Origin of the sequence: Idiomarina sp. ST10R2A5 (genome assembly GCF_051842325.1) — a bacterium.
In the GTDB taxonomy this organism is placed as follows: domain Bacteria; phylum Pseudomonadota; class Gammaproteobacteria; order Enterobacterales; family Alteromonadaceae; genus Idiomarina; species Idiomarina abyssalis.
This window is the reverse complement of sequence record NZ_JBNIEX010000003.1, coordinates 80,277-92,331: the sequence shown is the minus strand read 5'-3', so window position 1 is coordinate 92,331 and position 12,055 is coordinate 80,277. Positions and strand designations below refer to the sequence as shown.

Sequence of the window (12,055 nt, the reverse complement as noted above, 5' to 3'; positions counted from 1 at the left end):
ATGATCCGCTTTGAGCAAGTCAGTAAAACCTACCGTGGAGGCCATCAGGCACTGAGCCATGTCGACTTTCACGTAGAGCCGGGTGAGATGGCCTTTTTAACCGGTCATTCCGGAGCGGGTAAAAGTACGCTGCTCAAACTGATCAGTTTAATGGAAAGGCCAACCGCAGGCCGGGTACTGATTAACGGGCACGATTTGCGGAAAATTAAGCCTTCGCAAGTGCCTTTTGTGCGCCGTGACATTGGTATGATTTTCCAGGATCACCGTTTGTTAATGGATAAAACGGTGTTCGATAACGTTGCGCTGCCACTTATTATCGAAGGCTACAGTGTTCAGGAAGCGCGCAAACGTGTTGTTGCCGCGCTGGAAAAAGTCGGTATAGCCGACAAGGTGAAGCATTATCCACAGATGTTGTCCGGCGGTGAGCAGCAACGAGTAGGTATTGCCCGCGCTATTGTCACCAAGCCACCCTTGCTATTGGCTGATGAGCCCACCGGTAACCTTGATCCTAAGCTGTCGATGGAGATTATCCGGCTGTTTGAAGAGTTCAATAAAGTGGGTGTTGCTGTGCTCATAGCGACCCACGACCTGGGCCTCATCGCACGTTTACGCTACCGTACTTTAACCCTAAAAGACGGGCGTATGATTAATGATGGCCTGGAGGACAGTGAACTATGAGTTTATTGTTCCGTAACCGCAGTATAGAAAAGGGCGCAAGTAGCCGCGGACGTTTGCCCTGGTGGCGACGTTTAATCATGGTGCCGGTACATCATGCTCAGCAAGCCATAGCCAGTTTAGGCGAGTTGTGGCGCAATCCGTTTGCTTCGTTTATGACCATGGCGGTGTTGGGGCTGAGCCTGACTTTGCCGTCATCACTGTATGTTTTAGTGAAAAACACCACCAGTATTGCTGACAACTGGCAGGAAGCCTCGGAAGTCACCCTGTTTTTAAAAAAGGATCTGCAGCAATCTGAGGTCGACACATTAAAAACGCAAACCGAACTCTCAGAAGGCGTTGAATCGGTTCGCTTAATTCCTAAAGAACAGGGCTTGCAAGACTTTAAAGAGCAATCAGGCTTTGGTGAAACCCTGGACTACCTTTCGTCGAATCCGCTGCCGGATGTGCTGGTGGTTATTCCGGCTGAGTCACATCGCTCGCCGCAGCGGGCAAAGGAGCTGCTGAACCGGCTGGAGAAACAGCGAGAAGTGGCTTACGCTAAAATGGATCTGGAGTGGCTTAACAGGCTGGAGGGTATTCTCAATTTAATTGAAGATATTCTCGGAGCCCTGGCAGTGGTGCTTTGTCTGTCGGTTGTTCTTATTGTTGGTAACACCATTCGACTGAACATTTTGTCTAAGCGTGACGAAATTATGGTGATGAAGCTGGTGGGAGCTACTAACGCCTTTATTCAACGCCCTTTTTTATACACTGGCGTTTGGTACGGAATCATCGGTGGGTTGGTGGCCTGGTTGGCAACCGCCTTATTGATCTGGTGGGTTGAAAGTGCCGTAGTAGATTTAACCGAACTTTACGAAACGCCGTTTCAATTAAACGGTCTGACGTTAGGCGAATTATTGATTATATGGTTGATTGCTGTTGGCCTGGGTTTAGCCGGTTCTTACTTGGCTGTAAGACGTCATATACAGAGTATTGAGCCTGAATAAAATAGGGTTGCGAAAGCCATAGGCTTAGTTATACTAAATCACCTGATCGACAACGATCATAATGGAACTTTTAGACTCTAAAAGGGTCTTAGAAGCTGACTGAAGAGCAGTAATTTAAGTCGGTATTTTAAGTAGAGGTTGTTAAATGAGCACTGAATTAAACACCATGGCATTATCGGTTCCCCAAGGGGGAGGACTGGACGGGTATATTCAGTCAGTCAACCGTATTCCTATGCTCACCGCCGAAAAAGAAAAGGCGTTGGCAACAAGACTTTATGAGAACAGTGACCTCAATGCTGCGAAAGAGCTCATCATGTCGCATCTCCGCTTTGTGGTGCACGTAGCCCGTAGTTATTCAGGTTATGGTCTGCCGCAAGCCGATTTAATTCAAGAAGGCAATATTGGCCTGATGAAAGCCGTTAAACGCTTTGACCCATCTGTGGGCGTGCGTTTGGTGTCATTTGCTGTTCACTGGATTAAAGCAGAAATTCATGAATACGTGCTGCGTAACTGGCGCGTTGTAAAAGTGGCAACCACAAAAGCACAGCGTAAGTTGTTCTTTAACCTGCGTAAAATGAAAAAACGTTTAGGTTGGTTTAGCCAGAAAGAAGTTGAAACTGTTGCCGATGAGCTGGGTGTCAGCACGAAAGAAGTGCTGGAAATGGAATCCCGCATGAGTGCTCACGACCAGGCCTTTGAGCTAAGCTCCGACGACGATGACTCGAAAGAAGGCAGTGCCTACTCTCCAGCGATGTATCTGGAAGACAAGCGTTCCGATTTAGCGGCAGAAATTGAAGCCGAAGACTACGAAAGCCATACACAGCAGAAACTACTGGGTGCTATGAATCACCTGGATGAGCGTAGTCAGGATATCGTTCAGTCGCGTTGGCTGTCTGAAGATAAAACCACGCTGCATGACTTAGCAGCAAAATACGAAGTATCGGCAGAACGCGTTCGTCAGCTTGAACAGAACGCGATGAAGAAACTTCGTCTCGCAATGAGCTAAATGAAGTGCCGCATTGGTTGCGGTGCTTGCTGCATAGCTCCTTCTATTAGTTCTCCCATCCCCGGCATGCCAAATGGCAAGCCGGCGGGTGTGCGCTGTGTCCAACTCGACGATGATAATTTATGCCGGCTGTTTGGTAAGCCCGAACGTCCCGCCGTGTGTGGTGAGTTTTCAGCGGATAGAGAGATTTGCGGTGAAAGCCGCGAGCAGGCAATTATTTTGCTGACGTCACTGGAAGAAGATACCCGTTCTGGTTAGTCGCCTGAGTTAGCTCAGAAACGAACACCAACTCAATTCCCTGCTTTTGCAATTCAGGTAAATGCTGCTTAAGAAAACTCAACGTCTCGGGGTAGGGGTGACCAATGCCAATGGCCTGACCGTCTCGCTTGGCTAAACGAAGCAATTGGTCAAACTGCTGTTGCAGATAATTTTGGTCAACTTCGTTATCAAGAAAGACATGGCGGCGAGAGGTCCTGACTCCAAACTGTCCGGCAATTTGTTCAGCCACACTGAATTCCGACGTCCGACTATCAATAAAAAAGAGTTTGCGGGCTGCTAATGTTTCCATAACCGCTTGCATGGGCATGGGTAGCTGAGTCAGCTTACTGCCCATATGGTTATTCACTCCGGTCACGTAAGGAATCGAGTCGAGAGCGTTAACCAGCTGCAGCTTTATTTGCGCGTTGCTCATGTCGGCGGTGACCACACCCGGACCGGGTCGGTCGTTCTCTATTGCTTCCATTGGCATGTGTAAAAGCACTTGCTTTTGCTGGTGGTGTGCACGTAAGGCAAAAGCCCGGGCGTAGGGGGTGTATGGCAGCACGGCGAAACTGACATTGCCCGGTAAAAGCGCCGCCTTTAAGTCATTCTTGTGATTACCTATGTCGTCAATAACAATAGCTACCTTGCCGGCAGAAACCGGAGCTGCCAGGCAAGTAAGTAAAGCCAGAGTCGCAATAAGGCGTAGCATCAGCGTATCCAGTTACTTGGGTTTTGCGGACGCCCCTGGTGGCGTATTTCGAAGTATAACGTAGGGCTGTTACGCGAGCCGGACTGCCCCATAAGTGCAATTTCCTCGTCTTTGCGAACTTTGTCACCAACGGCTTTCGTTAATGTCTGGTTGTGACCATAAAGGCTCATGTAACTTTGCCCATGATCAATCACAATGACTAAACCAAATCCGCGTAGCCAGTCTGCGTATACGACCCGACCATTAGCAATTGAGCGAACGGGTTGTCCGTTACTGCCCTCTATTAACACGCCTTTCCAGTCAACCGGTCCTTCTCGGCGTTGACCGAACACCCGCTTTACATCGCCGTCACTTGGCCAGCGTAATTGGTTTTTGACTGACTTTAAGCCAACCAGTTGCACGTCTTTTTGTTGAGCCAGAGCGCTTTCTATGGCGCTCAATACCTGCTCTAACTGATCCCGGCTTTGTTCCAGCTGTCCTACACGTGAGCGATCTTTACGTTGTTGCTGTTGCAGCTCCGCTAACTTTTCTTCCTGACGATGTTGTTGTTGCTCAAGCTGAGAACGCTGTTCTTCCTGTTGCTGCCGTAAAGCGGCCAATTGGTTTTGCTGCTGTTTTAACTCTTCGGTAAGTGCGACAATTTCCTGCTGGGTACTCTTAATTATCTTAATTTCTTCAACTCTTGCGGTGTTGAAGTACTGGTAATAACTCAGCATTCTTTCGAATTGACCGGGATCCTGCTGGTTTAACAGCATTTTTAGGAAGTCATGGTCGCCGTTCATATAGGCGGAAACGAGCTGATCTTCTAATAACGCCATTTGTTGCTTCTGCTTTTGCTGAAGTTCTTTGCGCTTACGCTCTGACTCAGCAATTTCAGCATTGACGCTATCGAGCTTGTTTTGGGTTTTACGCAGTGAGCCGGCGACTTCTGCTGTTCTTATTTCCAGGTCGCGGAGCTGTTGCTCGGTTGAGCTTAGTTCCGCGTTACGCTCTTCTATGGCCTGCAGGCGTTCTGCCAGTTCTTCTTTGACAGCAGCTATTTCGGCCTCCGTAGAGGCTTTGTCGTCTTCACTGTAGTCCTGAGCTACTGCCGGGTTGGCCAACAACCCCAGAACAATCAGCAAGAACACCGGTAGCGGCATGAGTTTGTCCTATTCCTGCTCTAACAACATGAGCGGGGTGCCGGTCATTTCGTCAGGCTGCTCCATGCCCATTAAATGCAAAATTGTGGGTGCGACATCGGATAAACGCCCATTTTTTGCCTTAGCGGGACGACCAACATAGATGAAAGGAACCAGCTCGTTAGTGTGAGCTGTGTGCGCCTGACCGGTTGTTGCATCACTCATTTGCTCAGCGTTGCCATGGTCCGCGGTTATCAGGCATTCACCTCCAACGGCTTCTAATGCCGATACCACACGGCCAACGCTGTGGTCTACGGCTTCACAAGCTTTAACGGCAGCATCAAAATTGCCCGTATGGCCAACCATGTCACCGTTAGGGTAGTTGCAAATAACCACATCAAAGGCTTGAGATTCAATGGCTTCAACCAGCTCATCAGTGAGCTGTTCCGAGCTCATTTCTGGCTGTAAGTCGTAAGTTTTCACCTTAGGAGATGGGATTAGAACGCGTTTTTCTCCTTCAAACTCCTGTTCGCGGCCGCCGCTGAAAAAGAAGGTGACGTGTGCGTACTTTTCCGTTTCTGAGATGCGTAATTGCGTTTTGTCATGTTTAGATAACCACTCACCCAGCACGTTATTCAATGGTTCCGGCGGGAAGGCACAAGGTGTTTTTAATGTGTCGGCGTACTGAGTCAGCATGACAAAGTCGCTGAGCTCGATCCGTGGTCCGCGGTCAAAACCGTCAAAATCATCATCAATAAAAGCCTGAGTCATTTCGCGGGCGCGGTCGGCACGGAAGTTCATAAAGAACACCGAGTCACCGTTTTTCAATGGTGCAGGTTGGCCAATGACGACTGGAGTAACGAATTCATCGGTTTCTCCGTGCTCGTATGCGTCTTCTAATGCGTCTGTGGCATTCGGTGAAGTAACCCCGGAGAGACCGTGATAAATTGCTTTGTAAGACTGTTCAATGCGTTCCCAGCGTTTATCTCTGTCCATGGCAAAGAAACGACCGTTTAAGGTGGCTAAACGTCCTTTACCCAAACGGGCAAATAAACCTTCAAAGCGCTCAATAGAAGCCAGGGCGGACTTTGGCGGCGTGTCCCGGCCATCTAAAAACGCGTGCAAGTAGACATCCTCTGCACCTTGTTCGACAGCCATTTCTACCATAGCGACCAGGTGGTCTTCGTGGCTGTGTACGCCGCCCGGAGACAACAGACCCATAATATGAACGGCACCATTAGCTGTTCCGGTCTTATTTAATGCTTCACACAGTACAGTGTTGCTGAAAAAGCTGCGGTCAGAAATAGCTTTACTGATGCGGGTAAAATCCTGGTAAACGATGCGACCAGCGCCCAAATTAACATGACCAACCTCCGAGTTGCCCATTTGGCCGTCCGGCAAACCAACTGCGCCACCTGAACCATCGACTAAACAATGAGGGTATTGCTTCCATAAACGATCCATAACCGGTGTATTGGCTTTTGCAATGGCGTTATCCGGTGCATCTTCACGGTAACCCCAGCCGTCAAGAATCAACAATACCAAAGGTTTTATCGTAGGAGTCATAATGGGCCTCATTGCTCGGTGTTTTCGATGATGAAATTAGTCAACATTCTACTCGATTTCCGGAGCTTACGCATCCACCCAAGATTTTTCTGGCAACTGAGATTTGTACAGGTATACTCTTTGACCGCTATTTTTTTCTGTTACCCACGATTACTGGTAGGTCTTATGCAAGAACTTTTTGAATTTGTCAGCCGCAACCCAATGATGAGTGGCGTGTGGGTTGTTCTGTTAATCGCACTAATAGTGACGACGATTCGCTCTGCTATGTCTCCTGTGAAAAGCCTGCAGCCGCAAGAAGCAACGGTTTGGGTCAACCGGGGTGATGGCGTATTCGTCGATATCCGTAATAAAGACGAATTTAAGAAAGGCCACATTCACGGTTCGGTGTCATTACCGGCTGAAAAAATCAAACAAAAAGAACTTTCAACTATTGAAAAGTTCAAAGAAGCCCCCATTGTGATAGTCTGTGCAACAGGAATGACGGCAAAATCGGCTGCCAGCCAATTAATCGCTGAAGGCTTTAGTCAGGTGGCTGTGCTGCAAGGTGGTATTAACACATGGCGCAGTGCTAAATTGCCGGTTTCGCAGAAAAAATAATAAAATTCGTCTAAAACTTAAAATGAATAGGAAGTAAAATCATGGCTGAAGAACAGCAAGCAAACGGCGCGGCCGCTGAAAACCAACAACAGCAACCACAATTCGCAATTCAGCGCATTTACGCGAAAGACATTTCTTTTGAAACTCCAAGCTCACCGGCTATTTTCCGCAAAGAGTGGAAGCCAGAACTGAAGCTGGACTTAAATGTAAAACACGAAAAAATTGAAGACGGTGTTTACGAAGTGGTGCTCACTCTGACTGCAACCAACAAGGTTGAAGACGATGTAGCATTCCTGTGTGAAGTACATCAGGCAGGTATTTTCACTATCGGTGATGAAATCCAGGAAGGTCAGTTGGCACACATGCTGGGTTCTTTCTGCCCGAACATTTTGTTCCCTTACGCTCGTGAGTGTGTTTCAAACCTTGTTAACCGTGCGACTTTCCCACAGTTGAACCTGGCTCCTGTTAACTTTGATGCTATTTTCCAGCGTCACATGCAGCAGCAAGCTGAACAGGCTCAAGGCCAGCAAACTGCTGACGCGTAAGCGATACGATAATGCAGACACCTCAGGTGACAGTGTTAGGGGCGGGCTCTTACGGGACCGCCCTTGCTATTTGTTTCGCTCGTAAAGGCATAGCTACTACGCTGTGGGGCCGGGACGCCGATAAAGTCGCGATAATGCAGGCTGCGCATGAAAACGAAGAATATCTTCCTGCCTGCCCTTTTCCTGAGTCCTTAAGTGTAACGGCAGATTTAAGCGAAGCATTGCATGACGTAAAAAACGTCGTCGTTGTGGTTCCCAGCCATTCCTTCTCGTCTATGTTAGAGCAGGCGAAACCTTTGTTAGCGAAGCACGCTCGCGTAGCCTGGGCAACTAAGGGGCTGGAGCCCGATACAGGGCGTTTATTGTATGAAGTAGCAGAAGACATTCTCGGCGAAGAACATCCGCTGGCGGTATTGTCAGGCCCTACCTTCGCGATTGAAATGGCAAAAGGGTTACCAACGGCCATTTCAATGTCGTCAACCGACCAGGCTTTTGTCGATGAGCTTTCGGAGCTTCTGCATTGTGACCGTTCCTTCCGTGTTTACACCAATAATGACTTTATTGGGGTACAGCTGGGCGGGGTAGTGAAGAATGTGATTGCCATTGGTGCCGGCATGGCAGATGGCATTGGCTTTGGTGCAAACGCACGAACGGCATTGATTACCCGTGGTTTAGCGGAATTGACCCGACTGGGTCTGACATTAGGTGCTAAAAGCGATACTTTTACCGGTATGGCCGGGCTGGGGGATTTAATCCTTACTTGTACCGACAATCAGTCGAGAAACCGTCGTTTTGGTCTGGCTTTAGGGCAGGGGAAAGGCGTTGAGCAGGCCCTGAAAAGTATTGGTCAGTCGGTTGAAGGTTATCGGAATACCCGTGAAGTGGTTGCTCTGGCCAAACGCTATGACGTTGAAATGCCAATTTGTGAGCAGATATATGCGGTCCTTTATGAAGGTAAAGAACCGCAGCAGGCAGCTATTGATTTATTGAGTCGTGAGCGTAAAACGGAGTGACCTGTTTCACACAGTAACCCGTTTTACGCACTTATTAGCTGCTGTTCCATGACTTGCCATTGAGCCGATAAATGTTCTGTTGGCAAACGTTTGAAATTAGAGCGTACGAACTGACTTATTTTTCCATCGGCGTAGCTTAGCAATAAATTCGCCAATACGGCTTCATCAACAATAAAGCGTTGCTGTTCCCGCATCGCTTTTTCCCGCAATACCTGCTTTATTGAGCTTTCTATACGATTAAAAAGGTCTTCCATACGACCTCTTAAACGGTCGTGTTCGCCCATAAGTGCATCACCCGTCATTACTCGTGTGATACCAGGGTTACGCTCAGCAAAGGTCAATAAGAGCTGCAAAATAGCGTAGCAACGGGAGAGCGTATTCTTCTCCTCGTTCATGATCATGTTAATGCGGGTGAGCAGGGTGTCTTCAACAAACTCAATAAGCCCTTCAAACATGCGCGCCTTTGATGGAAAGTGACGGTATAAAGCCGCCTCCGAAACACCTAAGTTAGCCGCCAGTTTTGCTGTTGTAATACGCTGACCCGGGCTGGTTTCCAACATTGCCGCCAAAGCCTGTAAAATTTCCTCACGACGGTTACGTTTTTGTTCTGCCATGCTTGTAACTTTCCTTATTTGAGAGGCCGGAATTTATTGTAATTCGGTTTATGAGCGGCCAGAGTGACCGAAACCACCTTCACCGCGGTCGGTTTCGTGAAACTCGTCGACAACGGTCATTTGCGCCTGTACAACGGGTAAAATCACCAATTGTGCAATGCGGTCGCCAGGTTCTATGGTGTAGGCCTTGTCGCTGCGATTCCAGCACGAAACTTTAAGCTCGCCCTGGTAGTCTGAGTCGATAAGCCCCACTAAATTACCCAGAACCAAGCCGTGTTTATGGCCCAGGCCTGAGCGAGGCAGAATAGTTGCTGCGTAGTTCGGGTCACCAATATACATAGCAATACCGGTGCCAATTAACTGGGTTTGTCCCGGCTCTATGGTTAATGGCTGATCCAAACAGGCGCGCAGATCCATTCCGGCAGAACCCTGGGTGGCATATTCAGGAAGCGGAATAGACTGGCCAATACGTTCATCTAAAATTTTTACTTCGACTTGCGTCATGGAGTTCTCACTTTCTTTTAATTAGCCCTGATTTCAGGATTTGTATTATCAAAATAGCGTTTGGCTATCGCATCAATAACTGCAACGGCCATGTCATGCTTGCTCATCGTCGGAAGTGACTGCTCACTATCCTGACTGAAAATAATGGCGTTATTGCTGTCGCTGTTAAAACCCAGACCGGTCTGGCTAACATCGTTAGCGACAATCATTTTTAATTGTTTTCGTTCCAGTTTACGCAACGCGTTGGCTTTTAAATTTTCGGTTTCGGCTGCAAAACCAACGGTAAACGGCGGTTTTCTAGAGCTGGCTACTTGCTGCAGAATATCCGGGTTTTGCACCAGCTTAAGTTGCGGAGGCTGGTCATTTTGCTCTTTTTTGATTTTTTGTGAGGCAATTTCGGCAATCCGATAGTCCGACACGGCAGCACAGCCAATAAAGACATCGCACTGTTGAAGTTGCTGCTGTACTGCGTTAAGCATTTGCTCGGCAGTCTCTACGTCAATTCGCTGAACGCCGGCAGGAGTCGCCAACTGCGTCGGTCCGGAAACCAGAATAACGTTAGCGCCGGCATGGGCGGCAGTCTCTGCCAACGCATAACCCATTTTGCCGGAGCTGTGGTTACTGATGTAACGTACAGGGTCAATAGCCTCGCGAGTTGGGCCAGCAGTAATAACAAAGGTCTTTCCTTGCCAGGTTTGTGGCGTTTCAGGCTGGTTTTCAACTAACGCTTTTACAATCTGGGTTGGGTCGCTCATGCGGCCATAACCGACATCGCCGCAGGCCTGTTCACCGCTTTCAGGGCCTATCATTTGTACGCCCCGGCTTAGCAGAGTTTCAATATTCTTCTGCACGGACGTTGCCGCCCACATTTGTTGGTTCATTGCCGGAGCAATGACAACAGGTGCCTTGCTGGCAAGCACCAATGTACTGAGTAAGTCGTCAGCAAATCCGTGCGTTATCCGCGCAATGGTATTCGCTGTGGCTGGCGCAACGAGAATGATATCGGCCCAGCGAGCTAGCTCAATATGGCCCATAGCGGCTTCTGCTGTCGGATCTAACAAATCATCGCTGACCGTAAAACCTGACACGGCTTGTAAGCTAAGTGGGGTTACAAAAGCTTTGGCACTGTCAGTCATTACCACACGAACTTCTGCGCCCTGCTCACGCAAACGGCGCACCAGGTCAGGTGCTTTATAGGCGGCAATACCACCGGTAATACCTAAAAGTATGTGTTTGTTCTGCAACTGTGCCATGCGAACCCCTCTGTGTTAATTCGTGTAAAGATAACATGAGACCCCGTTACAGGGTAGATGGTCGTTATACTTCTCTCTTTAGAATTAAGGAGAGAGTAATGAGCGTCAAGGAATGGCCTGTTTCGGAACGACCCAGAGAAAAACTGCAAAATCAGGGAGCAGAATACCTGAGTGATGCGGAATTATTAGCCATTTTACTCGGTAGTGGCAGTCAGGGACAGGACGTTGTCGCTTTTGCTCGGCATTTATTGAATCAGTTTAACGGAATAGGGGCGCTGCTTACGGCAAAGCCGGAGCAACTTTTAGCCTGTAGTGGCATTGGACCTGCACGAGTGAATCAGTTGCAGGTTGTTATGGAGCTATCAAGAAGGTACCTGAAGTGGCAGCTGGAACGTTCGGATGGCTTCACCGACCCGTCTATGGTGAAAGATTATTTAACCGCGCAGCTGCGTCATCAGGGCCGCGAAGTCTTTGCTATTTTACTGCTGGACAGTCAGCATAGGCTATTACGTTATGAAGAATTGTTTCAGGGCACAATTAACGCTGCTCCGGTTTATCCGCGTGAAGTCATTAAGTTGGTCATGCAGTACAATGCCGCCGCAGTAATTCTGGCTCATAACCACCCATCGGGTGTGGCAGAGCCCAGCCAGGCAGACCAGCGGGTGACTGAACGGGTAAAAAAAGCCCTGACTTTAATCGATGTGGCGCTGCTGGATCATTTCGTTGTTGGCGCTGGCGATCCAATTTCTTTTGCGGAGCGCGGATTGTTGTAGTTTTGTACTGGCAGTTTGATTAAAAATCACGTAAAATCCGCCCCGAACGATCGATAAGGATCATATTTCCGTCGTATTAGCTTGATTAGAAGGGCAGTTTGCTGTATAAAATGCGCCCTCGGATTTATAGGCAAGGTCACGTTGGGCGACAGGCGAGCTTGCAGCAATTTTGGAGTAGAGACATGTCACAAGTATGCCAAATTACAGGTAAGCGTCCGGTAGTCGGTAACAACCGCTCGCACGCACGCAATGCGACTAAGCGTCGCTTCCTGCCGAACCTACAATCGCACCGCTTTTGGGTAGAAAGCGAGAAGCGTTGGGTTAAGTTACGCATTTCTACTAAAGGTATGCGTATTATTGATAAAAACGGTATTGATGCGGTATTAGCGGATCTCCGCGGCCGTGGTGTTAAGGTTTAAGGAACTCAAT

The 12,055-nt window shown here is 48.5% G+C and carries 15 protein-coding genes; 9 read left to right on the top strand and 6 right to left on the bottom strand.

Features of this window, described 5'->3' with window-relative positions:
* The 4 genes from ftsE (at position 1) to ACP7FG_RS04940 (ending at position 2,928) form a co-directional block, all read left to right on the top strand.
* A complete protein-coding gene (gene ftsE / locus ACP7FG_RS04955; protein WP_439225713.1) occupies positions 1-678 on the top strand; it encodes a cell division ATP-binding protein FtsE in 678 nt (225 codons plus the stop codon).
* Positions 675-1,664 carry a permease-like cell division protein FtsX gene (ftsX, locus tag ACP7FG_RS04950; protein WP_199494474.1) on the top strand — a complete coding sequence of 330 codons (990 nt, stop codon included), beginning with the start codon at positions 675-677 and terminating at the stop codon, positions 1,662-1,664. Before ftsE ends, ftsX begins: the two co-directional genes overlap by 4 nt.
* A 145-nt stretch (positions 1,665-1,809) precedes the next feature.
* Complete coding sequence (gene rpoH / locus ACP7FG_RS04945; protein ID WP_439225712.1) at positions 1,810-2,670, top strand: RNA polymerase sigma factor RpoH; 861 nt, start codon at positions 1,810-1,812, stop codon at positions 2,668-2,670.
* Positions 2,671-2,928, top strand: a complete 258-nt coding sequence (locus tag ACP7FG_RS04940; protein WP_074930797.1) for a YkgJ family cysteine cluster protein — start codon at positions 2,671-2,673, stop codon at positions 2,926-2,928. It begins immediately after the preceding gene.
* Here ACP7FG_RS04940 and ACP7FG_RS04935 read toward each other — a convergent pair.
* The 3 genes from ACP7FG_RS04935 to gpmI are packed head-to-tail and all read right to left on the bottom strand — an operon-like array spanning position 2,885 to position 6,327.
* The gene (locus ACP7FG_RS04935) at positions 2,885-3,640 is read right to left on the bottom strand and encodes a divergent polysaccharide deacetylase family protein (RefSeq protein ID WP_439225711.1); all 756 of its coding nucleotides are present in this window, start codon (positions 3,638-3,640) and stop codon (positions 2,885-2,887) included. The genes ACP7FG_RS04940 and ACP7FG_RS04935 overlap by 44 nt on opposite strands.
* Entirely contained in the window at positions 3,640-4,782 is a 1,143-nt protein-coding gene (locus tag ACP7FG_RS04930; RefSeq protein WP_439225710.1) for a murein hydrolase activator EnvC family protein, read from the bottom strand. Before ACP7FG_RS04930 ends, ACP7FG_RS04935 begins: the two co-directional genes overlap by 1 nt.
* A gap of 9 nt (positions 4,783-4,791) precedes the next feature.
* A complete protein-coding gene (gene gpmI, locus ACP7FG_RS04925; protein ID WP_439225709.1) occupies positions 4,792-6,327 on the bottom strand; it encodes a 2,3-bisphosphoglycerate-independent phosphoglycerate mutase in 1,536 nt (511 codons plus the stop codon).
* 165 nt (positions 6,328-6,492) lie between these two features.
* Between gpmI and ACP7FG_RS04920 the strand changes: the two genes are divergently transcribed.
* Genes ACP7FG_RS04920 through gpsA form a run of 3 tightly spaced genes read left to right on the top strand, consistent with a single transcriptional unit; the run spans position 6,493 to position 8,482 of the window.
* Positions 6,493-6,924, top strand: a complete 432-nt coding sequence (locus tag ACP7FG_RS04920; RefSeq protein WP_439225708.1) for a rhodanese-like domain-containing protein — start codon at positions 6,493-6,495, stop codon at positions 6,922-6,924.
* Between the two features lie 41 nt (positions 6,925-6,965).
* Positions 6,966-7,469, top strand: a complete 504-nt coding sequence (gene secB, locus ACP7FG_RS04915; protein WP_054490876.1) for a protein-export chaperone SecB — start codon at positions 6,966-6,968, stop codon at positions 7,467-7,469.
* Between the two features lie 11 nt (positions 7,470-7,480).
* The gene (gpsA, locus tag ACP7FG_RS04910) at positions 7,481-8,482 is read left to right on the top strand and encodes an NAD(P)H-dependent glycerol-3-phosphate dehydrogenase (protein WP_439225707.1); all 1,002 of its coding nucleotides are present in this window, start codon (positions 7,481-7,483) and stop codon (positions 8,480-8,482) included.
* Between the two features lie 23 nt (positions 8,483-8,505).
* Here gpsA and slmA read toward each other — a convergent pair whose 3' ends face one another.
* The 3 genes from slmA to coaBC are packed head-to-tail and all read right to left on the bottom strand — an operon-like array spanning position 8,506 to position 10,853.
* A complete protein-coding gene (gene slmA, locus ACP7FG_RS04905) occupies positions 8,506-9,096 on the bottom strand; it encodes a nucleoid occlusion factor SlmA (RefSeq protein ID WP_054490872.1) in 591 nt (196 codons plus the stop codon).
* Between the two features lie 48 nt (positions 9,097-9,144).
* Positions 9,145-9,600 (bottom strand): dUTP diphosphatase, encoded by a 456-nt coding sequence (dut, locus tag ACP7FG_RS04900; protein ID WP_054490870.1) that lies wholly within the window; start codon positions 9,598-9,600, stop codon positions 9,145-9,147.
* A gap of 17 nt (positions 9,601-9,617) precedes the next feature.
* On the bottom strand, positions 9,618-10,853 hold the full coding sequence (gene coaBC, locus ACP7FG_RS04895; protein ID WP_439225706.1) for a bifunctional phosphopantothenoylcysteine decarboxylase/phosphopantothenate--cysteine ligase CoaBC: 1,236 nt from the start codon (positions 10,851-10,853) through the stop codon (positions 9,618-9,620).
* Between the two features lie 98 nt (positions 10,854-10,951).
* On the opposite strand from coaBC, the gene radC reads away from it, so the two are divergent.
* Positions 10,952-11,626 (top strand): RadC family protein, encoded by a 675-nt coding sequence (gene radC, locus ACP7FG_RS04890; RefSeq protein WP_054490866.1) that lies wholly within the window; start codon positions 10,952-10,954, stop codon positions 11,624-11,626.
* A 182-nt stretch (positions 11,627-11,808) separates the two neighbouring features.
* On the top strand, positions 11,809-12,045 hold the full coding sequence (gene rpmB / locus ACP7FG_RS04885; protein WP_054490864.1) for a 50S ribosomal protein L28: 237 nt from the start codon (positions 11,809-11,811) through the stop codon (positions 12,043-12,045).
* Positions 12,046-12,055 lie beyond the last annotated feature (10 nt).